Origin of the sequence: Bradyrhizobium sp. 604_D8_N2_3, assembly GCF_051810765.1 — a bacterium.
GTDB lineage: Bacteria > Pseudomonadota > Alphaproteobacteria > Rhizobiales > Xanthobacteraceae > Bradyrhizobium > Bradyrhizobium barranii.
Map to the genome: position 1 here is coordinate 2,561,222 of NZ_JBPWPM010000001.1, position 24,860 is coordinate 2,586,081.

A 24,860-nucleotide genomic window follows, 5' to 3' on the forward strand; every position below is an offset into this window, starting at 1 on the left:
TCAATTCTCATCGGCTGCCGGGAGAGTGAAGCGGAATGTCGCGCCGCCCGATGGGTTGCTCTCGGCCCACATGCGTCCGCCGTGAGCCTCGATGATCGAGCGGCTGATGGACAGTCCCACGCCCATGCCGGTTTCCTTGGTGGTAAAGAAGGTCTGGAACAGGTTGGGAATGACGTCGCCCTGAAATCCGGAGCCGGTGTCGGACACTTCGACCTCGATCATGTCGTCATCGACGCGGGTGTTGGCGACGACGAGCTCGCGCTGCGGCGACTGCGCCATCGCTTCCAGCGCGTTGCGGAACAGATTGACCAGCACCTGCTGGATCTGCACGCGGTCGGCGAGCACGAGATCGGCGTCGGGATCGAGGCTGAAGCGGAGCTGCACGTTCTGCTCGCGCGCGCCGGCAAGCCCGAGCGCGCCGGCCTCCTCGATCAGCTTGGACAGGCTCTCGACCCGCTTCTCGGACTCGCCGCGGGAGACGAAGTCGCGCAGGCGGCGGATGATCTGGCCGGCGCGCAAGGCCTGCTCCGCGGCGCGATCCATCGCACTTTCGATCTTCGGCGTGTTGGGGTCGGTGCTGCCGGCCAGCAGCCGCCGCGATCCCTTCATGTAATTGCTGATCGCCGCCAGCGGCTGGTTGATCTCGTGGGCCAGCGCCGAGGCCATCTCGCCCATCGCGGTCAGCCGCGAGACGTGGACGAGCTCGGACTGCAATTCCTGGAGCCGCGCCTGGGTCTGCTGGTGCTCGGTGAGGTCGCGGACGAAGCCGGTGAAATAGGGCTCGCCGCCGGACTGCATCTCGCCGATCGACAGGTGCATCGGAAAGGTCGTGCCGTCGCGGCGCTTGCCGGTCACGATGCGGCCGATGCCGATGATGTGCGGATCGTTCGTGCTGCGATAGCGCGCGATGTAGCTGTCGTGGCGGGTGCGGTCGGGCTCCGGCATCAGGATGCTGACGTTCTGGCCGATCGCCTCCTGCTCGGACCAGCCGAACAGGCGCTCGGCGGCGGTGCTGAACAGTTGCATGATGCCGCGACCGTCGATGACGATCATGGCGTCGGGAATGGTGTGAAGGATCGAGCGGAGGTGGGTCTCACGCGTGCGCAGGGCTTCCTCGACCTGCTTCTCCTCGTCGATATCGAGGAAGATGCCGCTGAGATGGCGAGCGACGCCGGATTCGTCTCGGATCAAGCCGGCGCGGGCCCTGATCCATTTGCCGCGGCCGGAATTGGCGGAAATCCTGAAGGAGACGTCGAAACCGCCGCCATGCTCGGAGACCTGCTTGATCGCGTTCTCGATGCGCGCGCGGTCACCGGGCTCGAGGCGCGACAGGAAGAGGTCGTAGCTTGCCGGCTGGCCCCGCTCGATACCGAGCAGCGTCCTCGCGGTTTCCGACCACTCCAGCTCGCGCGTCGTGAGGTCGAGATCCCAGGTGCCGACGCCGAATCCCTCGATCCGGACCCGGAAATGCTCGCCGCGACTGTCGTCTGGCGGATGCGTTACGCGGGTCGGCGACAATCGATGACTCCCATCTTCGCGCGGCGGGCGTGGTGCCGCGAACATGACCGCAATTTCGCCCATGGACCGGCCCGAGGCAAGTTCGGATGTCTGATTCCATTGGCGGATTTCCCGCAAGGTCGCGCCCGGCGATTTGATCTACCTCATCCTGCCCCGTCACGGCGACGCTAGATTTCGCGCCAGTTCATAGCTGTGCGGAGAATCCCAATGACTTACGCGACCGTGATGGTCAGCCTGGCGCTCGATCAGTCCAACGAGGCGCGCCTTCAGGTCGCGGGCGAGCTCGCCGAGCGATTCGAGGCGGCCATTATCGGGGTTGCCGCAGGGCAGTTCGCGCCGCCGCTCTATTTCACCGACGGCGCTGAAGCCCAGAGCCTGATCGATCAGGAGGAAGCCTCGATCAGGAAGCGCCTTGCCGATCTGGAGGCGCAATTCCGCGCCGCCACCAAGGCGCGCGGCGGCCGCGTGGAGTGGCGCGGCGCGATGGATTTTCCGGCGCGATTCGTGCTGGCGCAGGCACGATGTGCCGACATCATCGTCAGCGGCGGCCACAGCCCGGCCTTCTCCGACGCGTTCGCGCTCGCGAGCCCCAAGGACCTGGTGATGCAGGCCGGCCGCCCGCTTCTCGTCGTTCCCGATAAGGTCAACTGGCTCGACCTGCGCAGCGTGCTGGTGGCGTGGAAGGACACGCCGGAGGCGCGGCGCGCGGTGGCGGATGCGCTGCCGATGCTGCGCAAGGCGAGGGACGTCACCATCGTCGAAATCCCGGAGCGCGATGACGACCGTTCGGCGGTGATGGCCGGCGTCACCGACGTTGCCGCCTGGCTCGCCCGTCACGGCGTTACCGCGAGCGCACGCGTCTCGGAGGCCGTGCGGAACGCAACCGCTGCCGCGCAGTTGGAGCAGGTCGCCGGCGACCTTGGGGCCGGCCTGATCGTGGCGGGCGCTTATGGTCATTCGCGCTTTCGCGAGCTGATCCTCGGCGGCGTCACCGAATATCTGGTCACCCAATCCGCCCGCAGCGTGCTGCTGTCGCACTGACGGCCGCCCGGCCCAAAAGCTAATCGAGGAGGACGCGCCGTGTACAAATTTCTTGAAGAGACCGTCGACAGCTACATGACGCGCAACGTCACGACGGTGCGGCGCGACCACGACCTGCTCGCGCTCAGCGAGATGTTCGAGCGTGATGATTTCAATTCCTATCCGGTCGAGGACGACGGGCAGGTGGTCGGCATCGTTACCAAGTTCGACATCCTGAAGTGTTTCGCGTTCTCGCCGAGCCAGATGCTGCCGCACTATCGCGACCTGATGAGCCGCAGGATCGGCGACGTCATGACGCCCGAGTTCATCTATGTCAGCCCCGACACGCGGCTGACGCGCGTGCTCCAGATCATGGTCGAGCACCGCATCAGGAGCATCATCGTGCTCGACGGCGCCGAGAAGCTGGTCGGAATCATCGCCCGCGAGGACGTCATCAAGGCGCTCAAGGCGACGGCGCAGGAGTGACTTCTTCCTTCTCCCCTCATGTCCGCCGAAGCCTTGGCGAAGGCGGATGTGGGAGAAGGTGGCGCGAAGCGCCGGATGAGGGGTTCTCTCCACCGAAAGACTCTCCGTGCGGAGCCAACCCCTCACCCAAGTGAGTGCGCGGCACCGTCCTCGCTGCCCTCTCCCACAAGGGGAGAGGGCACTTCAACTGACGGGCGCCGCGTCACTCACCCGAATAGAAATCCACCTGTCTTGATTTCAATCAATTCGCCGCGAGGTCGAATGTGGTTTCTGGCGGCGTGTTCTTTCAGAGAGAATCCGCATGAGCCAGCCCTCCATCTCCAAATCCATGACCATCGGTGAAAGCGGCCTGGCTATCGTGTTCGCAGTCACCGCCTTCCTTTGCGTGATCGCCTCAGCCAAGGCGCTCGATTCGGCCTTTGCCTTCCATGCCGCGCTCAGCGCAGCGGCGAGCTTGGCTGTGGTCTTTGGCATCATCAACCGCTACTTCGATCGTCCGGCGGCGCTGCCGCCGACGGAGATCAACGGCCGCCCCAACTACAATATGGGTCCGATCAAGTTCACCGCCGTCATGGCGATGTTCTGGGGCATTGCCGGCTTCCTCGTCGGCCTCATCATCGCCTCGCAGCTGGCGTGGCCCGCACTGAACTTCGATCTGCCCTGGACCAGCTTCGGCCGGCTTCGTCCGCTGCACACCTCCGCGGTGATCTTCGCCTTCGGCGGCAACGTGCTGATCGGCACGTCGCTCTATGTCGTGCAGAAGTCCTGCCGGGTGCGCCTTGCGGGCGACCTCGCGCCATGGTTCGTCGTGATCGGCTACAATTTCTTCATCCTGATCGCCGGCACCGGTTATCTGCTCGGTGTCACCCAGTCGAAGGAATATGCCGAGCCGGAATGGTATGCCGACCTCTGGCTCACCATCGTCTGGGTCGCCTATCTGCTGGTCTTCCTTGCCACGATCATCAAGCGCAAGGAGCCGCACATCTTCGTCGCGAACTGGTTCTATCTCGCCTTCATCGTGACGATCGCGGTCCTGCATCTCGGCAACAATCCCGCGCTCCCCGTCTCGGTGTTCGGCTCGAAATCCTATGTCGCCTGGGGCGGCATCCAGGACGCCATGTTCCAGTGGTGGTACGGCCACAACGCAGTCGGCTTCTTCCTGACCGCCGGCTTCCTCGCCATCATGTACTACTTCATCCCGAAGCGCGCGGAGCGGCCGATCTATTCCTACCGGCTGTCGATCATCCACTTCTGGGCGCTGATCTTCCTCTACATCTGGGCCGGCCCGCACCATTTGCACTACACGGCGCTGCCTGACTGGACGCAGACGCTCGGCATGACCTTCTCGATCATGCTGTGGATGCCCTCCTGGGGCGGCATGATCAACGGCCTGATGACGCTGTCGGGCGCCTGGGACAAGCTGCGCACCGATCCCGTGCTGCGCATGCTCGTCGTCTCCGTCGCCTTCTACGGCATGTCGACCTTCGAAGGCCCGATGATGTCGATCAAGGTGGTCAACTCGCTCAGCCACTACACCGACTGGACCATCGGCCACGTGCATTCCGGCGCGCTCGGCTGGGTCGGCTTCGTCTCGTTCGGTGCGCTGTACTGCCTGGTGCCGTGGGTGTGGAATCGCAAGGGCCTCTACAGTCTGAAGCTCGTCAACTGGCACTTCTGGATCGCCACCCTCGGCATCGTCCTCTACATCTCGGCGATGTGGGTGTCCGGCATCCTGCAGGGCCTGATGTGGCGCGCCTACACCTCGCTCGGCTTCCTCGAATATTCCTTCATCGAGAGCGTCGAGGCGATGCATCCCTTCTACATCATCCGCGCCGCCGGCGGCGGCCTGTTCCTGATCGGGGCGCTGATCATGGCCTACAATCTCTGGATGACCGTTCGCGTCGGCGAAGTGGAAGTCCAGATGCCCGTCGCGCTTCAGCCGGCGGAATGAGGAGCCTTCCATGTCGTTCTGGACACGCCATCAAATCTTCGAAAAGAACTCGATCGTCCTGATCGTCGGCATCTTGCTGGTGATCGCGATCGGCGGTCTCGTCGAGATCACTCCGCTGTTCTACCTCAAGAGCACGATCGAGGCGGTCGACGGCGTCAGGCCCTACACGCCGCTGGAGCTTGCGGGCCGCAACGTCTATGTCCGCGAAGGCTGCTATCTCTGCCATTCGCAGATGATCCGCCCGCTGCGCGACGAGGTCGAGCGCTACGGCCACTTCTCGCTCGCCGCCGAGAGCATGTACGACCACCCGTTCCAGTGGGGCTCGAAGCGTACCGGTCCGGACCTCGCCCGCGTCGGCGCCAAATATTCCGACGACTGGCACGTCACCCATCTGACCAACCCGCGCGCGATCGTGCCGCAGTCGGTGATGCCGGGCTATCCGTTCCTGAGCCAGACCGAGGTCGATCCCGATACGATCGCCGACCACATGAAGACGCTCAAGGCCATCGGCACGCCCTACACCGACGACCAGATCGCGAACGCAGGCGCCGATCTGAAGGCCCAGGCCGATCCCGACAATGCCGGCTCCGACGCCTTCGGCAAGCGCTACGCCAAGGCCGTCGTGCGCAATTTCGACGGCAAGGCCGGCACGCCGACCGAGATGGACGCGCTGATCGCGTACCTGCAGATGCTCGGCACGCTGGTCGACTTCAAGCTCTACAACGAGAAAGCCAATCTTCGCTGAGAAGGCATCACCGATGAAAGCCATCCTGACACTCGACAATCTCGCGTCTGGTCTGGTGACCACGATCTGGACGCCGGTGTTCGTCGCGATCTTTCTCGCGATCATCGCCTACGCATTATGGCCCCGCAACAAGGCCGCTTTCGACGAAGCGGCGCGCCTGCCGTTGCGGGAGGAGTAAGAGATCATGACCGACCATCATAGCGACATCGATTCCGTCACCGGCAAGTCCACGACCGGACATGAGTGGGACGGCATCAAGGAGCTCAACACGCCGCTGCCGCGCTGGTGGGTGATCTCATTCTACCTCACCATCGTCTGGGCGATCGGCTACTGGATCGTCTATCCGGCCTGGCCGCTGATCTCCAGCAATACCACGGGCCTGTTCGGCTATTCCTCGCGTGCCGACGTCGCGGTCGAGCTCGCCAACCTCGAGAAGGTCCGGGGTGACAAGATGGCGGCGCTGGGCGCCGCTTCGCTCGCCGACATCGAGAAGGACCCGGCCTTGCTGGCGCTTGCGCGGGCCAAGGGCAAGACCGTGTTCGGCGACAATTGCGCGCCATGCCACGGCTCCGGCGGCGCCGGCGCAAAGGGCTTTCCGAATCTCAACGACGACGACTGGCTGTGGGGCGGCACGCTCGACCAGATCATGCAGACCATCCAGTTCGGCGCGCGTTCCGGCCATGCCAAGGCGCATGAGGGCCAGATGCTCGCCTTCGGCAAGGACGGCGTGCTGAAGGGCGACGAGATCGTCACGGTCGCCAATTACGTGCGGTCGCTGTCGGGCCTCTCGACCCGCAAGGGCTTTGATGCTGCCAAGGGCGAGAAGATCTTTGCGGAGAATTGCGTCGCCTGCCACGGTGACGGCGGCAAGGGCAACCCGGAGATGGGCGCCCCGAACCTGACCGACAAGATCTGGCTCTACGGCTCGGACGAAGCGAGCCTGGTCGAGACCATCAGCCTGGGCCGCGCCGGTGTGATGCCGGCCTGGGAAGGGCGGCTCGATCCCGCCACCATCAAGGCGATGGCGGTCTACGTCCACTCGCTGGGCGGTGGAAAATAGCCTGCTCGCGACATGCGGGGGCGAACATAAAGTGCCCCCGCTTGAGCTGGATCAACTGACGCGCTCGCGTCGGGTCTAGGTTTAATCGCACCTTTTCGAGAAGCTTCTTGGCGATGAACAAGACCGTGAACCCGAACGACCTCACATCGAACGATGACAACGGGCCGCTCTACGTAGCCCAGAAGAAGGTGTATCCCCAGAGCGTCTCCGGTACGTTCCGCCGGATCAAATGGGGCCTGATGGCGTTCTGCCTCGGCGTCTACTACTTCCTCCCGTTCGTGCGCTGGAATCGCGGCATCGGTGCTCCCAGCCAGGCGGTGCTGATCGATCTTCCCAACAGCCGCTTCTACTTCTTCTTCATCGAGCTGTGGCCGCAGGAGATCTACTACTTCACCGGCCTGCTGATCGTCGCCGCGGTGGCGCTGTTCCTGATGAACTCGGTCGGTGGCCGCATCTGGTGCGGCTATCTCTGTCCGCAGACGGTGTGGACCGATCTGTTCTACGCGGTCGAGCGGCTGGTCGAGGGCGACCGGCGCGAGCGGATGAAGAAGGACAAGTCGTCCGATCCGATGAAGCTGGAGCGCATCTCCGAGATCGTGCTCAAGCATTCGATCTGGCTCCTGATCGCCTGGTGGACCGGCGGCGCCTGGGTGCTCTATTTCAACGACGCGCCGACGCTGGTGAAGGAGCTCGTCACGTTCCAGGCGCCGATGATCGCCTATATCTGGATCGGCATCCTGACCGCGACGACCTACGTCCTGGCCGGCTTCATGCGCGAGCAGGTCTGCACCTATATGTGCCCGTGGCCGCGCATCCAGGCCGCGCTCACCGACGAATGGGCGCTCAACGTCACCTATCGCTACGACCGCGGCGAGAAGCGCACTTCGGTGAAGAAGGCGATCGAGCTGCGCGCGCTCGGCGAACACGTCGGCGACTGCGTCGACTGCTATCAATGCGTCGCGGTCTGCCCGACCGGCATCGACATCCGCAACGGGCCGCAGCTCGAATGCATCCAGTGCGGGCTCTGCATCGACGCCTGCGACAACGTGATGACCAAGATCGGCCGGCCGAAGCGGCTGATCGGCTACGACAACGACATCAACATCCAGCGCCGCCAGGAAGGCAAGGCGCCGCTCTACCGCATCGTCCGGGCCCGCACCGTCGCCTACAGCGCGATCATCGCGGCGGTTGGCGGCATCATGATCTACACGCTCGCGACCCGCAGCCTGCTCGACGTCAACGTGCTGCACGACCGCAACCCGGTCGCGGTCAGGCTCAGCGATGGCTCGATCCGCAATGCCTATACGGTGCGGCTCTTGAACAAGAGCGGCTATGACCGCGTCATCGCGATCGACGCGAACGGTCCGGCCAACCTGACCACGCACGTCGTCGGCATTGATTCCGTGACGCCGGATAGGCCGATGATCGTGATCCCGCGCGACTCCACCAGCGAGCTGCGCCTGCTGGTCACTGCGCCGGCGGAGAGCAATCCGGAAAAGTCGGTTCCCGTTCGCTTCCACGTCACCGACATCGGGCTCGGTGAGGTCGCCACCGCCACCGACAACTTCGTCTCGCCCTAGGATCAGGAGACTGCCATGGCCACCAAGCCGCTGACCGGAACAAAAGTGTTCCTGATGCTGGTCGCCTTCTTCGGGCTCGTGATCGGCGTGAACGTGACCATGATGAAGCTCGCGATCGCGACGCTGCCCGGCACCGACGTCGACAGCCCCTATGCCGCGGGCCTCACCTATGACCGCGAGATCTCGGCAGCACAGGACCAGGCCGCGCGCAACTGGAAGGTCAACGCCCATATCGAGCGCCGCGCCGATGGCGCTGCCTCGCTTCAGGTCGAGGCGCGCGATGCGAGCGGCCAGCCGATGAGCGGGTTGAAATTCGGCGGACGCCTGGAGCGGCCGACCGACAAGCGCGCCGATCTCGCAGTCGAGCTGTCGGAAGCCGGCATCGGCATCTATCGCGGCAATGCCGCGTCGGTTGCGCCGGGCCAGTGGGATCTCGTGATCGAAGGCGCGGCGCGGGGAACACGCGTGTTCATGTCGCGCAACCGCGTGATCCTGAACTGAGGGAATTCGTCATGCAGGTCACGCGGGATTTTTCGCATTACGTCCGGGCCGCGGGCGAGGGTATCAAGCACATCGATCTCGCGGTCGAGGGCGTTCACTGCGCCGGCTGCATGGCCAAGATCGAGCGCGGACTGTCGGCCATCCCCGACGTCACGCTGGCGCGCGTGAACCTCACCGACCGCCGCGTCGCGCTGGAATGGAAGCAGGGCACGCTCGACCCGGCCCGCTTCATCGATCGGCTGGAAGAGCTCGGCTACAAGGCCTATCCTTACGAGACCGAGAGCGCGGAAGCGACGGAAGTGGCGGAATCCCGCTTCCTGCTGCGCTGCCTCGGCGTCGCCGCGTTCGCCACCATGAACGTGATGATGCTGTCGATCCCGGTCTGGTCCGGCAACGTCTCCGACATGCTGCCGGAGCAGCGCGATTTCTTCCACTGGCTGTCGGCGCTGATCGCGCTGCCGGCGGCAGCCTATGCCGGCCAGCCGTTCTTCCGCTCGGCCTGGCGCGCGCTGTCGGCCAAGACCACCAACATGGACGTGCCGATCTCGATCGGGGTGTGCCTTGCGCTCGGCATGTCCGTGGTCGAGACCATCCATCACGCCGAGCACGCCTATTTCGACGCGGCGATCATGCTGCTCACGTTTCTTTTGGTCGGCCGCGTCCTCGACCAGAACATGCGGCGGCGGACCCGCGCGGTCGCCGGCAATCTCGCCGCGCTGAAGGCGGAGACCGCGGCCAAGTTCGTCGGGCCCGACGAGATTTCGCAGGTGCCGGTCGCGGCGATCCATCCCGGCGACATCGTGCTGCTCCGGCCCGGCGAGCGTTGCGCCGTCGACGGCACCGTGATCGAGGGGCGTTCCGAGATCGACCAGAGCCTGATCACCGGCGAGACGCTGTATGTCACGGCGGAGCAGGGCACGGCGGTCTATGCGGGCTCCATGAACATCTCCGGCACGCTGCGGGTGCGGGTCTCGGCTGCGTCGGAGGCGACGCTGCTCGCCGAGATCACGCGGCTGCTCGACAACGCGCTGCAGGCACGCTCGCGCTACATGCGGCTCGCAGATCGCGCCTCGCGGCTCTACGCGCCAGTCGTGCATGCGACCGCGCTGATCACCATTTTGGGCTGGGTCATCGCGGGCGCCGGCTGGCACGATGCGATCGTGACCGGCGTGGCCGTGCTGATCATCACCTGTCCCTGCGCGCTCGGGCTCGCGATCCCGACCGTGCAGACGGTGGCCTCGGGCGCGATGTTCAAAGCTGGCGTGCTGCTCAATTCCGGCGACGCCATCGAGCGGCTCGCCGAGGCCGACCACGTCATCTTCGACAAGACCGGCACGCTGACGCTGCCCGATCTCGAAGTGATGAACGCGGCCGATATTCCCGCCGACATTTTTGCACTTGCCGGGCGGCTCGCGCTGTCGAGCCACCATCCCGTTGCCGCCGCCGTCGCGCAGGCCGCCGGTGCAAGGTCGCCGATCGTTGGCGCGGTCGAGGAGGCCGGGCAGGGCGTGCGCGCTGTGGTGGACGGTGTCGAGCTTCGCCTTGGCCGTCCGTTATTCTGCGGCGCCGAAGCGCTGGTCGGCAGCGCCACGCTCGATCCCGAGGCCTCTATCGTGGCTTTCAGCAAAGGGACTGAAAAGTTCATCCTCTCGGTGCGCCAGGGCCTGCGGCCGGACGCGCAGGCCGTGATCGCGGCGCTGAAGGCGCGCAATATCGGCATCGAGATTCTCTCCGGCGACCGCGAGCCCGCGGTGATCGCGGCGGCCCATGCGCTGGGCATCGCCGAATGGCGCGCCGGTGTCACGCCGGCCGACAAGATCGCACGGATCGAGGAACTGAAGCGGCGCGGCGCAAAAGTGCTGATGGTCGGCGACGGCATGAACGACGCGCCGTCGCTGGCGGCGGCCCATGTCTCGATGTCGCCGATCTCGGCCGCGCATCTCAGCCAGGCGACCGCCGATCTCGTCTTCCTCGGCCGGCCGCTGGCGCCTGTCGTCGCCGCGATCGACTCCGCGCGCAAGGCGCTGCATCTGATGCGGCAGAACCTCTGGCTGGCGATCGGCTATAACGTTCTCGCAGTTCCGGTCGCGATCAGCGGCGTGGTGACGCCCCTGATCGCGGCGGCGGCCATGAGCGGATCCTCGATCCTGGTGATGCTGAATTCGTTGCGCGCGCGCGGAGCTGCGCGGGAGATCGTGTGATGGAAATCCTGGTCATCCTGGTGCCGCTGGCGCTGATGCTCGGCGGTGCGGGTCTCGTCGCCTTCCTCTGGTCGCTGCGGAGCGGCCAATATGACGATCTCGACGGCGCGGCGTGGCGGGCTATCGCCGACGACGAGCCGCCGCAGGACGCCCCGGTCAAGCGTTAACGCTCCGTTGGTTCCGCGCTGCCCTTTTCGGACATGGTCGCTGGACGGCCGGCGGTCGCCGGGCGTAACAATGCCGGAAGATTTTGCGTAGAAGCGACGGGGCAGGCTCTCCGGAGCAGGAGCGTGACGAGCATGCAGAAAAATGTCGGAGTGTGCGGGCCTAACGATCTGCCGGGACAGGTCGTGCTGGTGCTGCAAGGCGGCGGTGCGCTCGGCTCCTATCAGGCGGGCGTCTATCAGGCCCTGCACGAGGCCGGGATCGAGCCGGACTGGGTCATCGGCACCTCGATCGGCGCCATCAACGGGAGCCTGATCGCCGGTAATGCGCCGGAAAACAGGCTCGCGCGCCTGAAGGAGTTCTGGAAGCGGATGGAGCAGAATCCGGTCTGGGCTCTGGGCGGCGCCTTTCCCGACTTCAGCGAGAAGCTCGCCTATTTGTCGACTGTCACCAACGGCATTCCCGGCTTCTTCCGGCCCACCCCGCTGGCGCATGCGGGAGATTCCTTTCCGCTCGGCGCCGATCATGCCGGCTTCTATTCGACTGCACCGCTGGAGAAGACGCTGAGCGAGCTGGTCGATTTCGATCTGGCCAATCGCTGCGCGCCGCGACTGACGGTCGGTGCGGCTCATGTCGGCACCAGCGAAATGCGCTATTTCGACAGCCGCGACGGCGAGCTGACGGTGAAGCATGTCATGGCTTCGGGCGCGCTGCCGCCCGCGTTCCCGGCGGTGCGGATCGATGGCGAGCTGTATTGGGACGGCGGCATCCTGTCGAACACGCCGACGGAGGCCGTATTCGACGACAACCCACGCAGGGATTCGCTGATCTTCTCCGTGCATCTATGGAATCCCGTCGGCGCCGAGCCGATCACGATGGCGGAGGTCTTGAACCGCCACAAGGACGTGCAGTACTCCAGCCGCATCGCGAGCCAGATCGTGCGGCAGCAGCAGGCCCATCGCCTGCGCCATGTCATCAACCAGCTTGCCGCGCGGTTGCCCGAGACCGAGCGCAACGATCCCGCGGTGAGGGAGTTGGTGAGCTACGGCTGTCCGACCCGCATGCATGTGGTGCGACTGCTGGCGCCCCAGCTCGATCGCGAAACCCATACCAAGGATATCGACTTCAGTCCGTCAGGCATTACGCGGCGCTGGCATGCTGGCTATGTTCACACGAAATCAGTGCTCGCGCGAAAGCCGTGGATCGGCGAATTCGATCCGCTCGCCGGCGTGGTGCTGCACGAGCATATGGACGAGATGCCGATGGCGGCGGAGTAGGGCCGCGTCCGCTTTCATCGAATTGCCACAGGCCCTGCGGATTGTCGGTCGTCGTCCGCTTTTGAGAGGCCTTGCAGTTGGTATCCGGGAACGATCTGGAATTGGCCCTCGATCAGGTCCGCGCTGACGCGGCGGGACCGGTTGCGGGCGTGTTCGGCCCTGACACGGTGACCTGGCAGATCGACCGGGAGGCCGTCATCTTTCTTGGCGCCGGCCGTGCGCTGTTGTTGCAGCTGGCGCATCCCTGGGTCGCTGCCGCCATCGCGGAGCATTCGCGGACCCTTGCCGATCCGATCGGTCGCTTCCATCGTACCTTCGACATTGTCTTTGCGATGGTGTTCGGCTCGCTCGACCGGGCGCAGTTGTCGTCCCGGCAATTGCATCGGCGCCACAGCATGATCGTCGGCGCGATGCCCGAGGCCGTCGGTCCGTTCGCGGCAGGCTCGCGCTACTGCGCCAATGACATTCCGTCGCTGCGCTGGGTTCATGCGACGCTGGTCGAGACCGCGGTGATGGCACATGACCTGGTCCTTCCGCCGCTCTCGGCGGAGGAGCGCGAGCGCTACTGGAGCGAGAGCCGGATGTTCGGCGCCTTGTTCGGATTGACGGCCGACGATTTGCCCGCGGACTGGTCCGGCTTTGCGGCCTACACCGCGGCGATGGCGCAGTCGGATACGCTGACCGTCAGCCCGGCGGCGCGCGAGATCGCCGCGCAGATCCTTGGCGGCGCCCGTCCGTGGTTGCGACCACCGCGATGGTATCGCGCGCTCACGGCGAGCTTGTTGCCGGAGCGCCTGCGAGCGGGCTTCGGGTTTGAATTCGACGAGCGCGACAAGCGGGCAGCCGACAATGCGCTGAGATGGATCAGGCGCGTCTATCCCAAACTGCCAGACCGGCTGCGCTATGTCGGTCCCTACCAGGAAGCGCAGGCGCGGCTGCGGGGCGAGCCGCAGCCCGACTGGATGACCCGGTGTCTCAATCGCGCCTGGATCGGGCGGCCGCAAATGGATGTGCGCGGGAAGGGGTGAGGTTCTCAGCTCTTGGAGTGACGGGCGATAGAGTGGCGCGCCTCTCTCCACATCGTCATTGCGAGCGCAGCGAAGCAATCCAGACTGTCGCCGCGGAGACAGTCTGGATTGCTTCGTCGCTTCGCTCCTCGCAATGACGGGGAGGTCGCCTCACACCGACGCCAGCCTCCTATACAGCGCGCTATAACTGCCGGCCGAGATGCTCCAGGAGAACGAACGTCCCATCGCGCTGCGACGCATGGAGTCGAGCTGGTCATGCGCCACGAAAGCTGAGAAGGCGCGGCGGACGCCGCCGAGGAAGGACGCGCGCGAGGGCTGCGAGAACAGAAAGCCGGTCTCGCCGTCGGTGATGGTTTCGGCCAAGCCGCCGGTCTGGTGACCGATCGGGAGTGAGCCGAAGCGCTGGGCGTACATCTGGCTGAGCCCGCACGGTTCGAAGCGCGACGGCATCAATGTGAAATCGCTGCCCGCGAAGATGCGCCGCGCCTGGGCGTCGTTGAAGCCGATCGTGACCCCGATCGCGTCGGGGCGGCGGCGATGCGCGTCGATCAGCGCCTGCTCGAGCGCCGGCTCGCCGGAGCCGGTGACCACGATCTGCCCGCCGGCATCGATGATCTCGTCGGCGGCCGACAGCACGAGGTCGATGCCCTTCTGGTGCACGAGGCGTGCGACGATCGCGAACATCGGCCCGCGCGAGACCGCCAGGCCAAACTGCTTGCGGATATAATCCGCATTGGCCTTCTTGCCGACCCAGTCGCCGGCGCCGAACTGCTGGGCCAGCTGGGAGCAGGAGCGCGGGTCCCAGCTCTCGTCGATGCCGTTGAGGATGCCGGTGAGCTCGGCCGCGTCGGAGCGGACACGAAGCAGGCCTTCGAGGCCGCAGCCGAATTCCTCCGTCGTGATCTCGCGTGCATAGGTGCCGCTCACGGTAGTGAGGTGCGAGGCATAGACCAGCCCGGCCTTGAGGAAGGAGAGCTGGTCGTAGAATTCGACGCCGTCGATATGGAAGGAACTCTCGGGGACGCCGATCCGCCGCAGCGAGTCCTTCGGGAAGAGTCCCTGGTAGGCGAGGTTGTGGATGGTCAGGATCGACGGCAGCCTGGCCCCGCGCCACGCGAGGTAGGCCGGCACGAGCGAGGCCTGCCAGTCATTGGCATGGACCAGGTCTGCTGCCCAATTCTTGTCCAGCTTGCCCATGGCCAGCTCAGCGGCAGCCGAGGCAAAGCGCGCGAAGCGGATGTCGTTGTCCGGCCAGTCGCGTCCGGACTCGTCGCCATAGGGATTGCCGGGCCGGTCGTAGAGTTGTGAGCACAACAGCACATAGACCGGCAGCCCGTCCTTGGTCGCAGCCCGCCCGAGCGAGCAGGCCGGCATCTCCGCAAACGCCGGGCAGCGGCCAACGATCTGAATATGCGTGAGTTGTTCGATGATGTCGCGGTAGCCGGGCAACATGACCCGGATATCGGCGAGAGGGCGAAGCGCCCTGGGAAGTGCAGCGGAAACGGCGCCGAGTCCGCCAACGCGGACGAAATCGTCCATCTCGGTTGTGACGAACAAGACCCTCAAGAACAGCTGCCCTCTTCCGATCCCGTCTGTTGCTATGCAAGAACGGGTCCAGTTGTCCTGGAATTCCCAAGCCCGCCCGTGAGACGCGTCCGTTCGGTAAAGACTTTCCTACGCACCCGCCGCCCTCTAGGGTCGGCGCATCAACAAGAGAGAACTTCGATAGTTCCTAAGAGGCCGAGGGGCGCAGCAGGCATGCCGTTAGCAGATAAGCATGAGGGGACGACGACAAAGGCCTTCGCGGGCCTCAGGGTCCTGGATTTTTCGACCACCATCGCCGGCCCCCACTGTGCGCGGATGCTTGCCGACATGGGCGCCGAGGTCATCAAGATCGAGACCGACGGCGGCGAGACGATGCGCACCCGGCCGCCGCTGCGCAAGGGGTGCAGCACCGTATTCGGCCAGCTCAACGTCGGCAAGAAAAGCGTCGTGCTCGATCTCAAGTCCGAGGAGGGCAAGGAGGCGGTGCGCCGGCTCGCCGCGACCGCCGATATCCTGGTCGAGAACTTTCGCCCCGGCGTGATGCACCGGCTGCGGCTGGACTATGACCGCCTGCGCCCGGTCAATCCCAAGCTGATCTATTGCTCGATCTCGGGCTACGGCCAGACCGGTCCCTCGGCCGAGCTGCCGGCCTACGCGCCGGTAATCCATGCGGCCTCCGGCTACGACATGGCGCATCTCGCCTATCAGCCCGGCCGCAGCCGGCCGGATTATTGCGGCATCTACCATGCCGACGTCGTCACCGGCACTTACGGTTTCGGCGCGATTGCGTCGGCGCTCTATCAGCGCACGGTGACCGGGCAGGGCCAGCACATCGACGTCTCGATGCTGGAATCGATGCTGACCTTGACGGTGGTCGAGCTGCAGAGCTCGCAATTCGCGGTGAAGCCACCGCCGCGCCCGATGTTCGGGCCGACCGAGACGGCCAATGGCTATGTCATGATCACGGTCGCGAGCGAGAAGACGTTTCAGTGCCTGATGGGTGTGATCGGCCGTCCCGAATGGATTTCCGATCCGCGCTTCTCCACCTACGCCGCGCGCCGCGAGAACTGGGCCGACATGATGGACGGCGTCGAGGCCTGGTCGCGGCCGCTCACGACCGACGCGTGTCTTGTCGCGCTTGGCGCGGCTGGTGTGCCGGCCTCGGCCTATCGCACCGCGTCCGAGGCGCTGGCCGATCCGCAACTCGCGCACCGGCAGGCGCTCTCGTCCGTCGAGGACGAGGGTGGCTCGTTCCAGGTGCTCAATCTGCCGTTCCGGATGTCGGGCGCCGACACCACGCCCGCCAAGACGATGGCCGTGCTCGGCGAGCACACGGACGAATTGTGCGAGGAGATCGGCCTCGCCGGCGATGCGCCAATTCCGTCAGGCAAAACGGCTGCGACAAACTGAGCGCATCGCAGCACCACTACAGCGTTTGATCACTCGCGTGTTCCTCTTGCCGTGGCGAACATTTATCGCCAATCTCGCCCGAGTCATTCAACGATCCGAAACATCGGACGAGGGATCCCGGGAGGAACCATGACGAACCTTGCTGCCGCGGCGCGCAAGCACGCGCCGATTTTCCTTGTTGCGGCATTTGCTCTCCTTCCGCCGGCTGAGCCGGCACAGGCGCAGAAGGCGGGCGGCAGCATCACCGTCGGTCAGGAGCTGGAGATTACGGGCTTCGATCCGCTCAAGGTCGGGGTCTACGACACCTCGACCTTCACCGCTGCGGCCGCGATCTTCGATACGCTCACCACGCTCGACGACAAGGGCGAGGCCGCGCCCAAGCTGGCAGTGTCCTGGACCCATTCCGACGATTACAAGACCTGGACCTTCAAGCTGCGCCAGGGCGTGAAATTCCACGACGGCACGCCGTTCAATGCGCAAGCCTTCAAGGAGAACTTCGATCGGCAGAAGGACCCCGCCAACAAGTGCCGCTGCGCCTTCTACATCACCAACGTTAGGGAGGTGCAGGCGCCCGACGAATATACTGTCGTCTACAATCTCACCGATCCTTCCGTGAATTTGCCGGCGACGAACACCATCCAGAGCCAGAACAACGTCGTGCATTCGCCGACGGCGTGGAAGACCAAGGGCGACGACTACAATCGCAATCCCGTCGGCACCGGTCCCTACATCCTGAAATCATGGACGGCCGGCGATCGCATGGTTCTGGAGAAGAACCCGGGCTACTGGGACAAGGGCCGTCCCTATCTCGACCGCATCATCCTGAAGCCGCTGCCCGACGCCCAGTCGCGTTTCGCCTCGCTGCAATCGGGCGAGGCCGACATCATCTGGGACGACGAGAACGACGCTGACAACATCATGAAGGCGCAGAAGGACTCCAAGCTCACCGTGCACACCTATAAAGGCTCGGGCGCGCAGGTCTATGCCTTCAACACCAAGGTGGCGCCGTTCGACGACGTCCGCGTGCGGCAGGCGCTGGTGATGGCGATCGACCGCCCGAAGATGTCGCAGGCGATCAGCAACGGCCTGAGCCGGCCCGCGACCAATCCCTACGGCGACGGCTCCTGGGTCAAGTGCAAGGACGACGGCGCGCTGCCGTTCGACGTCGAGAAGGCCAAGGCGCTGATCAAGGAGTATGGCAAGCCGGTCGAATTCAAGACGATGGTGACTGCGACGCCCCGCGGCCGCATGATCGGCCAGGTGCTCCAGCAATTCTGGAAGCGCGCCGGCGCCAACATGGAGATCGAGCAGGTCGACCAGGCCACCATCCCGCCGCGCGCCTTCATGCGTCAGTTCCAGCTCATACCCTGGCGCATCGTCGACCTCGCCGATCCCGATCCGCAGATGTATGCGAACTTCCGCAGCGGCAGCCCGCTGGCGCTGGCCAACTTCGCCGATCCGGAGCTCGATCGGCTGCTCGACCACTCCCGCGTCACCGCCGATCCCGCCGCGCGTATCGAGGACTATTGCGCGATCAGCCGCCTGATCAACAAGGAGGCAATCTGGTTCTGGACCTTCCAGAACACCTATTACGCGCTGTCGAGCGCCAAGCTGAAGGGCTTTCCGAAAATCTACAACGGCGTGATCGACGTCTCGACCACCTGGCTGGAATGACCGCGCGATGCTGAACTTCGTCGTGCGGCGGCTCCTTGCCATCCTGCCGGTGCTGCTCGCCGTCTCGCTGCTCACCTTCCTGATCGCCGCGTTGCTGCCGGGCGACCTTGCCTATGTCATCCTCGGCGATCAGGCGACGCCGGAGAATGTCGCGGCGCTGCGCCGTGACATGGGGCTCGACCAGCCGCTGTGGTGGCGTTACCTGAGCTGGCTCGGCCATGTCCTTCAGGGCGATCTCGGCCGCTCCTTCCGCACCGGGCAGACGGTGTTGCAGGCGGTGGCCGAGCGCATTCCGGTCTCGCTCGAGCTGATGCTGATGGCCGAATTCATCGGGCTCCTGATCGGCGTTCCGCTCGCGATCGCCTGCGCTGCGCGCGCCGGTGGCGCCTTCGACCGCTTCATGACCGGCAGCGCCTTCGCCATGCTGTCGATGCCGTCCTTCCTGATGGCAATTTTGTTGATCTATCTGTTCGCGGTCGAGTTGCGCTGGCTGCCGGCGACCGGCTATGTGCCGTTCACCGAGGAGCCGCTGTCGAACCTGCGCTTCTTCGTGCTGCCGGCGCTGACGCTGGCGCTGGCGGAATGGCCTGGAATCATGCGGGTGCTGCGCTCCGACATGATCGCGACCTTGCAGGAGGACTATATCGCGCTCGCCAAGGCGAAAGGCCTCAAGCCCGCGCGCATCCTGTTTGTGCATGCGCTCAAGCCATCGTCGCTGACCCTGGTGACGGTGACGGGCATCAACATCGGTCGCCTGCTGGGCGGCACGCTGATCGTGGAATCGATCTTCGCGCTGCCGGGCATCGGCCGCTTGCTGGTTGGCGCGATCTACACCCGCGATCTCGTCATCCTCCAGGGCGTGGTGCTGCTGGTCGCCTGCGGCTTCGTCCTCGTCAATTTCATCGTCGACATGCTCTACGCCGTGCTCGATCCCAGGATCCGCCATGGCCACGCTTGAGCTGTCGATGCAGGACGAGGCGGTCTCCGAGCCGGTTCGGCGCCGGCGCAAGCTCGGCATTCTGTTCTGGTCGGCAAGTGCCTGGCTCGCGATTGTCCTGACGCTCGCGATTCTCGCGCCGGTGCTGCCGCTGCAGAATCCTGTAGACATGGACATGCTGGAGCGCCGTGCGGCGTTCTCCGGGGAACACTGGCTCGGCACCGACGGGCTCGGCCGCGACGAATTCGCCCGCCTGATCTTTGGCGCGCGGGTGTCGCTGACGGTGGGGCTGATCGCGCCGATGATCGGCCTTGCGCTCGGCGGCGCGCTTGGTCTCCTCGCCGGCTATTTCCGCGGCCGGTTCGAGACGCTGGTGGTCGGCAGCATGGACGTGCTGCTGGCGTTTCCACCGCTGATCTTCGCGCTCGCGGTGACCGCCTATCTCGGCCAGTCGATTCCCAATCTCACCCTGATCCTCGGTGTGCTCGGCATTCCCGCCTTCATGCGGGTAGCGCGCGCGGCCACGCTGACGCTCGCGCGGCGCGAGTTCGTGATCGCTGCCGAGGCGCTCGGCGCCAGCCATGCGCGCATCCTGCTGCGCGAGCTGCTGCCGAACGTGATCCTGCCGCTGCTGGCCTTCTTCCTGCTCGGCGTCGCCGTCACTATTGTGGTCGAGGGCGCGCTGTCCTTCCTCGGGCTCGGCGTGCCACCGCCGATGGCGAGCTGGGGCAGCATGATCGGCGAGGGGCGCGACAGCCTCGACGTCGCGCCGCGGCTGGCCTTCCTGCCGGCAACGGCGCTGTTCTTGACCGTGCTGGCCTTCAACCTGGTCGGCGACACCTTGCGGGCGCTGACCGACCCGCGTCAGGGGGCGCTGTGAGCGCGCCGCTTCTGACCATCGAGGACGTGGCGGTCGAACTGCCGACCCCCCGCGGCAATTTGCGCGCTGTGGATCATGTCGATCTGTCGCTGGAGGCGGGCCGCACGCTCGGCATCGTCGGCGAATCCGGCTGCGGCAAGACCATGCTGTCGCGCGCGGTGCTTCAGCTCTTGCCGAAGAAGGCGAAGCTGACCGGGCGCGTGATGTTCGACGGCCAGGACCTGGTGCGGCTCGATGCCGAAAGCCTGCGGCGCCTGCGCGGGCGCGACCTCGCGGTCGTGTTCCAGGACCCCATGACCTCGCTCAACCCGGTGCTGACCATCGGCACCCAGCTGATGGAGACGATCCAGGAGCATCTCGAACTGGATGCGCCGGCGGCGCGGAAGCGCAGCATCGAGCTGCTCGCCGCCGTCGGCATTCCGGCGCCGGAGCAGCGGCTCGCGCAATATCCGCATCAATGTTCCGGCGGCATGCGCCAGCGCATCGCGATTGCGATCGCGCTGTCCTGCGAGCCGAAACTGTTGATCGCGGACGAGCCGACCACGGCGCTCGACGTCACGATCCAGGCGCAGATCCTCGATCTGCTGGCGCGCGAGCAGCGCCGCCGCCACATGGCGATGATCATCATCACCCACGATCTCGGCGTCGTCGCCGGCCGCGCCGACGAGGTCGCGGTGATGTATGCGGGCAGGGTGGTCGAGCGCGCGCCGACGCAGGCGTTGTTCAAGCGCATGCACATGCCCTATACCGAGGCGCTGCTGGCGGCGATCCCGAAGCTGGAGACCGCGCCGCATACGCCGCTGCCCGCCATCTCCGGCCGTCCGCCCGATCCGACCCGGCCACTTAAAGGCTGCTCGTTTGCGCCACGCTGCCGCTATGCCGCAGGGCGCTGTCACGAGGCCAAGCCCGAATTGAAGGGCGCGGAGATGCCGGGGCATCTCTATGCCTGCTTCAACCCCATCCAGATGACGGAGGGGATTGACGCATGATGCAGTTTGCCATGCCCGCCGAGCCGCTCCTGAACGTCGACAATCTCGTCGTCGAATATGGTCTCGGCAACAAGACGGTGCACGCGGTCTCCGGCGTCAGCCTCCAGGTCGCGCGCGGCGAGACGCTGGGCCTGGTCGGCGAATCCGGCTGCGGCAAGTCGACGCTGGGGCGCGCGGTGCTGCAATTGCGCCGCGCCAAATCCGGCCGCGTGCTGTTCGACGGCGAGGACCTCACCGCGATGGAAGGCGAGGCGCTGCGCAAGATGCGCCGCCGCGTGCAATTGATCTTCCAGGACCCGATCGCCTCGCTCAATCCGCGCCGGCGCATCGGCGATATCGTCGCCGAGCCGCTCATCATCGCCGGCGTCAAGGATGCCGCCGAACGCAAGCGGCGCGTTCACGAGGTGTTGTCCGCGGTCGGGCTCGATCCTGACATCGTGGCGGGCCGCCTGCCGCACGAATTCTCCGGCGGCCAGTGCCAGCGCATCTGCATCGCACGATCGCTGGTGCTCAACCCCGAATTCATCGTCTGCGACGAGCCGGTCTCGGCGCTCGACGTCTCCATCCGCGCGCAGATCCTCAATCTGCTCGAGGAGATGAAAGCGCGCTTCGGCCTGACGCTGCTGTTCATCGCGCATGATCTCGCGGTGGTGAAAGCGGTCAGCGACCGCGTCGCGGTGATGTATCTCGGCCGCCTCTGCGAGGTCGGGCCGTCGGAGCAATTGTTCGCAAGGCCCGCGCATCCCTACACGGACCTGTTGTTGCAGGCGATCCCGGTGCCCGATCCGGACGTGCGTCCCGTCGAGAGTGTGGCGACCGGCGAGCCACCATCGCCGATTGCGCCGCCGTCCGGCTGCCGCTTCCGCACCCGCTGCCCGCGGGCCGACCAGCGGTGCAGCGCGGAGATACCGGAGTTGCGCGAGGTCGCACCCGGCCAGTTCGCGGCTTGCCACCATCCGCTGGCCTAAACTAGAGCCCCGTTCCGATGTGATCGGAACGGGGCTCTAGATTCTCGTTTTGACGCGTTTTCTTTACGCGAACCGGTATCCACTTCGCTCGAAAACGCTGTAAGACGGCTCCCGGATTTGTTTCGCCCCGCCGGTCATGGCATGGTGGCGACGACAAGAAGTATGCCGGGAGGACGCCGATGAAGAGTTTCAAGGTCGCCGATTTCAAGGCGCCGCTGCAGGAGTTCGACGAGGCCACGCCGCAGCCGTCGGGCACGCAGGTGCTGATCAAGGTGAAGGCCGCCGGCGTCTGCCACAGCGACCTCCACATCTGGGAAGGTGGCTACGATCTCGGCCACGGCCGCAAGCCGCTGTCGCTGAAGGACCGCGGCATCAATCTGCCGCTGACCATGGGCCATGAGACGGTCGGCGAAATCGCAGCCTTCGGCCCCGACGTGAAGCCGACCGACCAGGGCGATCTCAGGCTCGGCGATGTCGGCCTCGTCTATCCCTGGATCGGCTGCGGCAAGTGCGCCACGTGCCTGGCCGGTGACGAGAACATGTGCCTGACGCCGCGCTCGCTCGGCGTCTATTGCGACGGCGGCTATTCCGACCACATGCTGGTGCCGCATCCGCGCTATCTGCTCAACCTGAAGGGGCTCGATCCCGCCTCGGCGGCGCCCTACGCCTGCTCTGGCGTCACCACCTACAGCGCGCTGAAGAAGGTCGAGCAGCATTTTGACACGCCGATCGTGATGTTCGGCGCCGGCGGCCTTGGCCTGATGGCGCTGTCGCTGCTGAAGGCAATGGGCGGAAGAGGCGCGATCATGGTCGACATCGACGCCAGGAAGCGCGAGGCCGCGGAAAAGGCCGGTGCGCTCGCGACCGTCGATCCCAAGGCGCCGGACGCGCTGGAGCAGCTTGCCAAAAAGGCGGGCGGGCCGATCCGCGCCGTGATTGATCTCGTCGGCAACGCCGCGACCACGCAACTCGGCTTCGATTGCCTGACCAAGGGCGGCAAGCTCGTCATCGTCGGCCTGTTCGGCGGCGGCGCGACCTGGGCGCTGCCGCTGATCCCGATCAAGGCGGTGACGATCCAGGGCAGCTATGTCGGCAATTTGCGCGAGACCCAGGAGTTGCTCGACCTCGTGCGCGCGAAGAACGTGCCGCCGATCCCGGTGACGCGCCAGCCGCTCAACAAGGCCAACGACGCGCTGGTGCAATTGCAGCAGGGCGCGGTGGTCGGTCGCACGGTGCTGACGCCGTAATAAACGCTCTCTCCTCCGTCATTGCGAGCGAAGCGAAGCAATCCAGAAATCCCTCGGCGGACACAGTCTGGATTGCTTCGTCGCTTCGCTCCTCGCAATGACGTCCTTGGCTCGTCCTTCCTAAGGTCTCTCAAATGTCCGCAAACAACGCCTTCCACATTGCCGTGCTCGCCGGTGACGGCATCGGTCCCGAAGTCATGGCACCGGCCATCGAAGTCCTGCGCAAGATCGAGGCGAAGTCCGGCCTGAACTTCCGCTTCACCGAGGCGCCCGCCGGCGCCAACAATTATCTCGCGACCGGCAAGTCGATGCCGGATTCCACTATCAAGCTCTGCGAGGAGGCCGACGCGATCCTGCTCGGCGCTTGCGGCCTGCCGTCGGTCCGCTACCCCGATAATACCGAGATCGCGCCACAGATCGAGCTGCGGTTCATCTTCGATCTCTATGCCGGCGTGCGCCCGGCGCGGCTCATTCCGGGCGTGCCGAGCCCGATCGTCGGCGCCGACCAGCGCGGCATCGATCTCGTCGTGATCCGCGAATCCACCGAAGGCCTGTTCGCCTCGATGGGCAAGGGCATCGTCACCCATGAGGACGCGCGCGAGACCATGGTGATCACGCGCAAGACCTCCGAGCGCCTGTTCGAGTTCTCGTTTCGGCTCGCCGAGCGGCGCAAGGCGCGCGGCAAGCCGGGGATGCTGACCTGCGTCGACAAGGCGAACGTGTTCAAGGCCTTTGCATTCTTCCGCGGCATCTTCGACGAGATCGAGAAGAAGCATCCGAACGTGAAGACCGACCGGCTCTATGTCGATGCCTGCTCGGCGATGCTGGTGAAGCGTCCCTGGGATTTCGATGTGATGGTGATGGAGAACATGTTCGGCGACATCGTCTCCGACATCACCGCGAGCCTGATCGGCGGCCTCGGCATGGCGCCGTCCGCCGATATCGGCGACAAATATGCCGTGTTCCAGCCCTGCCACGGCACCGCACCAGACATCATGGGGCAGGGCAAGGCCAATCCGACCGGCATGATCCTGTCGGCGGCGATGATGCTGGACTGGCTCGCCGACAAGCACGGCGTCGAGAGCGCGGCGGAAGCCGGCGAGCAGATCGAGCGTGCAGTGGATCAGATCTACGCCGGCGGCATCAAGCCGATGGAGTTCGGCGGCAGCAATGGCACGGCTGACATTACGAAAGCGGTGCTCGCTGCGCTGTAGTTACCGCAGGCGGTCGATATCGGAGGAGCCGGAAGTCAATGAGCAATCCGGTTCCCGAGCACTATCGGCACCTCAGGACCTTCGCCTTCGGCGACAATCCTGCGCTCGCGGATGAATTGGTCGAACTCGTCGTCAAGGGCGTCAAGACCGCGACTTGCAGCACGGAGGACGAACCGAACACGTCCACGCCCGGTGAACTCTGGGTCGTGCTTGACGGACGGGGAGAACCGCGCTGCGTCATCGAATCCGTCGAGATCACCTATCGGCGCTTCAATGACGTCGATGCCGCGTTTGCGCACGATGAGGGCGAAGGCGATCGAAGCCTCGCCTATTGGCGCAGCGCCCATCGGACCTATTTCGGCCGGCTCGGGCGATTCAGCGAGGACATGATGCTGATGTGCGAGCGCTTTCGCCTGATCGAGGTGTTTGGTGATCAGAAGCTGACGCCCGCGCCTTGCTGAGCC

At 65.3% G+C, this 24,860-nt stretch carries 23 protein-coding genes; 21 read left to right on the top strand and 2 right to left on the bottom strand.

Annotation, left to right across the window (positions count from 1 at the left end; genetic code table 11):
* On the bottom strand, nt 1-1,518 hold the full coding sequence (gene fixL, locus AB7245_RS12020; protein ID WP_085404554.1) for a sensor protein FixL: 1,518 nt from the start codon (nt 1,516-1,518) through the stop codon (nt 1-3).
* Between the two features lie 207 nt (nt 1,519-1,725).
* Here fixL and AB7245_RS12025 point away from each other — a divergent pair, with 207 nt between their 5' ends.
* From AB7245_RS12025 to AB7245_RS12080, 12 genes are all read left to right on the top strand, one after another.
* Nucleotides 1,726-2,559 carry a universal stress protein gene (locus tag AB7245_RS12025; RefSeq protein WP_085404462.1) on the top strand — a complete coding sequence of 278 codons (834 nt, stop codon included), beginning with the start codon at nt 1,726-1,728 and terminating at the stop codon, nt 2,557-2,559.
* Between the two features lie 39 nt (nt 2,560-2,598).
* The gene (locus tag AB7245_RS12030) at nt 2,599-3,024 is read left to right on the top strand and encodes a CBS domain-containing protein (protein ID WP_085404461.1); all 426 of its coding nucleotides are present in this window, start codon (nt 2,599-2,601) and stop codon (nt 3,022-3,024) included.
* A gap of 301 nt (nt 3,025-3,325) precedes the next feature.
* Complete coding sequence (gene ccoN / locus AB7245_RS12035) at nt 3,326-4,975, top strand: cytochrome-c oxidase, cbb3-type subunit I (protein ID WP_085404460.1); 1,650 nt, start codon at nt 3,326-3,328, stop codon at nt 4,973-4,975.
* Nucleotides 4,976-4,985: 10 nt separating this feature from the next.
* A complete protein-coding gene (ccoO, locus tag AB7245_RS12040) occupies nt 4,986-5,720 on the top strand; it encodes a cytochrome-c oxidase, cbb3-type subunit II (RefSeq protein ID WP_014497065.1) in 735 nt (244 codons plus the stop codon).
* A 13-nt stretch (nt 5,721-5,733) separates the two neighbouring features.
* On the top strand, nt 5,734-5,898 hold the full coding sequence (locus AB7245_RS12045; protein WP_014497064.1) for a CcoQ/FixQ family Cbb3-type cytochrome c oxidase assembly chaperone: 165 nt from the start codon (nt 5,734-5,736) through the stop codon (nt 5,896-5,898).
* A 6-nt stretch (nt 5,899-5,904) separates the two neighbouring features.
* Complete coding sequence (gene ccoP, locus AB7245_RS12050; RefSeq protein WP_085404458.1) at nt 5,905-6,780, top strand: cytochrome-c oxidase, cbb3-type subunit III; 876 nt, start codon at nt 5,905-5,907, stop codon at nt 6,778-6,780.
* A gap of 113 nt (nt 6,781-6,893) precedes the next feature.
* Nucleotides 6,894-8,360 (top strand): cytochrome c oxidase accessory protein CcoG, encoded by a 1,467-nt coding sequence (gene ccoG / locus AB7245_RS12055; RefSeq protein WP_085404457.1) that lies wholly within the window; start codon nt 6,894-6,896, stop codon nt 8,358-8,360.
* Between the two features lie 15 nt (nt 8,361-8,375).
* Nucleotides 8,376-8,861, top strand: coding sequence for a FixH family protein (locus tag AB7245_RS12060; protein WP_085404456.1), 486 nt, complete (start codon nt 8,376-8,378; stop codon nt 8,859-8,861).
* Between the two features lie 11 nt (nt 8,862-8,872).
* Nucleotides 8,873-11,062, top strand: a complete 2,190-nt coding sequence (locus tag AB7245_RS12065) for a cation-translocating P-type ATPase (RefSeq protein WP_085404455.1) — start codon at nt 8,873-8,875, stop codon at nt 11,060-11,062.
* Nucleotides 11,062-11,229 carry a cbb3-type cytochrome oxidase assembly protein CcoS gene (ccoS, locus tag AB7245_RS12070; protein WP_014497059.1) on the top strand — a complete coding sequence of 56 codons (168 nt, stop codon included), beginning with the start codon at nt 11,062-11,064 and terminating at the stop codon, nt 11,227-11,229. The genes AB7245_RS12065 and ccoS overlap by 1 nt, the downstream gene beginning before the upstream one ends.
* Before the next feature lie 132 nt (nt 11,230-11,361).
* Complete coding sequence (locus AB7245_RS12075; protein ID WP_085404454.1) at nt 11,362-12,504, top strand: patatin-like phospholipase family protein; 1,143 nt, start codon at nt 11,362-11,364, stop codon at nt 12,502-12,504.
* A gap of 77 nt (nt 12,505-12,581) precedes the next feature.
* Nucleotides 12,582-13,532, top strand: a complete 951-nt coding sequence (locus tag AB7245_RS12080; protein ID WP_085404453.1) for an oxygenase MpaB family protein — start codon at nt 12,582-12,584, stop codon at nt 13,530-13,532.
* 150 nt (nt 13,533-13,682) lie between these two features.
* Here the strand turns inward: AB7245_RS12080 and glgA are convergent, their stop codons facing one another.
* Complete coding sequence (gene glgA, locus AB7245_RS12085; RefSeq protein ID WP_085404452.1) at nt 13,683-15,098, bottom strand: glycogen synthase GlgA; 1,416 nt, start codon at nt 15,096-15,098, stop codon at nt 13,683-13,685.
* 192 nt (nt 15,099-15,290) lie between these two features.
* Between glgA and AB7245_RS12090 the strand changes: the two genes are divergently transcribed.
* From AB7245_RS12090 to AB7245_RS12130, 9 genes are all read left to right on the top strand, one after another.
* On the top strand, nt 15,291-16,487 hold the full coding sequence (locus AB7245_RS12090) for a CaiB/BaiF CoA transferase family protein (RefSeq protein WP_354114745.1): 1,197 nt from the start codon (nt 15,291-15,293) through the stop codon (nt 16,485-16,487).
* 129 nt (nt 16,488-16,616) lie between these two features.
* Nucleotides 16,617-18,161, top strand: coding sequence for an ABC transporter substrate-binding protein (locus AB7245_RS12095; protein ID WP_085404450.1), 1,545 nt, complete (start codon nt 16,617-16,619; stop codon nt 18,159-18,161).
* Nucleotides 18,162-18,168: 7 nt separating this feature from the next.
* Nucleotides 18,169-19,119 (top strand): ABC transporter permease, encoded by a 951-nt coding sequence (locus AB7245_RS12100; RefSeq protein WP_071915956.1) that lies wholly within the window; start codon nt 18,169-18,171, stop codon nt 19,117-19,119.
* Entirely contained in the window at nt 19,106-19,978 is an 873-nt protein-coding gene (locus AB7245_RS12105) for an ABC transporter permease (RefSeq protein ID WP_085404449.1), read from the top strand. Before AB7245_RS12100 ends, AB7245_RS12105 begins: the two co-directional genes overlap by 14 nt.
* Nucleotides 19,975-20,967: an ABC transporter ATP-binding protein gene (locus tag AB7245_RS12110; RefSeq protein WP_085404448.1), complete on the top strand. Its 993-nt coding sequence runs from the start codon at nt 19,975-19,977 to the stop codon at nt 20,965-20,967. Before AB7245_RS12105 ends, AB7245_RS12110 begins: the two co-directional genes overlap by 4 nt.
* On the top strand, nt 20,964-21,935 hold the full coding sequence (locus AB7245_RS12115; protein ID WP_085404447.1) for an ABC transporter ATP-binding protein: 972 nt from the start codon (nt 20,964-20,966) through the stop codon (nt 21,933-21,935). Before AB7245_RS12110 ends, AB7245_RS12115 begins: the two co-directional genes overlap by 4 nt.
* Before the next feature lie 179 nt (nt 21,936-22,114).
* Complete coding sequence (locus AB7245_RS12120) at nt 22,115-23,182, top strand: alcohol dehydrogenase (RefSeq protein ID WP_135215076.1); 1,068 nt, start codon at nt 22,115-22,117, stop codon at nt 23,180-23,182.
* A 134-nt stretch (nt 23,183-23,316) separates the two neighbouring features.
* Nucleotides 23,317-24,396: an isocitrate/isopropylmalate dehydrogenase family protein gene (locus tag AB7245_RS12125; protein WP_439034251.1), complete on the top strand. Its 1,080-nt coding sequence runs from the start codon at nt 23,317-23,319 to the stop codon at nt 24,394-24,396.
* A gap of 38 nt (nt 24,397-24,434) precedes the next feature.
* Nucleotides 24,435-24,857 (top strand): ASCH domain-containing protein, encoded by a 423-nt coding sequence (locus AB7245_RS12130; RefSeq protein WP_085404444.1) that lies wholly within the window; start codon nt 24,435-24,437, stop codon nt 24,855-24,857.
* Nucleotides 24,858-24,860: the final 3 nt, after the last annotated feature.

Bases quoted from the DNA above. Each gene is read 5' to 3' on its own strand.
- AB7245_RS12125 (WP_439034251.1), top strand. From the start codon at position 23,317: ATGTCCGCAAACAACGCCTTCCACATTGCCGTGCTCGCCGGTGACGGC.
- ccoG (WP_085404457.1), top strand. From the start codon at position 6,894: ATGAACAAGACCGTGAACCCGAACGACCTCACATCGAACGATGACAAC.
- AB7245_RS12045 (WP_014497064.1), top strand. From the start codon at position 5,734: ATGAAAGCCATCCTGACACTCGACAATCTCGCGTCTGGTCTGGTGACC.
- AB7245_RS12065 (WP_085404455.1), top strand. From the start codon at position 8,873: ATGCAGGTCACGCGGGATTTTTCGCATTACGTCCGGGCCGCGGGCGAG.
- AB7245_RS12060 (WP_085404456.1), top strand. From the start codon at position 8,376: ATGGCCACCAAGCCGCTGACCGGAACAAAAGTGTTCCTGATGCTGGTC.
- ccoS (WP_014497059.1), top strand. From the start codon at position 11,062: ATGGAAATCCTGGTCATCCTGGTGCCGCTGGCGCTGATGCTCGGCGGT.
- AB7245_RS12095 (WP_085404450.1), top strand. From the start codon at position 16,617: ATGACGAACCTTGCTGCCGCGGCGCGCAAGCACGCGCCGATTTTCCTT.
- ccoN (WP_085404460.1), top strand. From the start codon at position 3,326: ATGAGCCAGCCCTCCATCTCCAAATCCATGACCATCGGTGAAAGCGGC.
- AB7245_RS12130 (WP_085404444.1), top strand. From the start codon at position 24,435: ATGAGCAATCCGGTTCCCGAGCACTATCGGCACCTCAGGACCTTCGCC.
- AB7245_RS12075 (WP_085404454.1), top strand. From the start codon at position 11,362: ATGCAGAAAAATGTCGGAGTGTGCGGGCCTAACGATCTGCCGGGACAG.
- ccoO (WP_014497065.1), top strand. From the start codon at position 4,986: ATGTCGTTCTGGACACGCCATCAAATCTTCGAAAAGAACTCGATCGTC.
- AB7245_RS12120 (WP_135215076.1), top strand. From the start codon at position 22,115: ATGAAGAGTTTCAAGGTCGCCGATTTCAAGGCGCCGCTGCAGGAGTTC.
- AB7245_RS12090 (WP_354114745.1), top strand. From the start codon at position 15,291: ATGCCGTTAGCAGATAAGCATGAGGGGACGACGACAAAGGCCTTCGCG.
- AB7245_RS12100 (WP_071915956.1), top strand. From the start codon at position 18,169: ATGCTGAACTTCGTCGTGCGGCGGCTCCTTGCCATCCTGCCGGTGCTG.
- AB7245_RS12105 (WP_085404449.1), top strand. From the start codon at position 19,106: ATGGCCACGCTTGAGCTGTCGATGCAGGACGAGGCGGTCTCCGAGCCG.
- AB7245_RS12025 (WP_085404462.1), top strand. From the start codon at position 1,726: ATGACTTACGCGACCGTGATGGTCAGCCTGGCGCTCGATCAGTCCAAC.
- AB7245_RS12115 (WP_085404447.1), top strand. From the start codon at position 20,964: ATGATGCAGTTTGCCATGCCCGCCGAGCCGCTCCTGAACGTCGACAAT.
- ccoP (WP_085404458.1), top strand. From the start codon at position 5,905: ATGACCGACCATCATAGCGACATCGATTCCGTCACCGGCAAGTCCACG.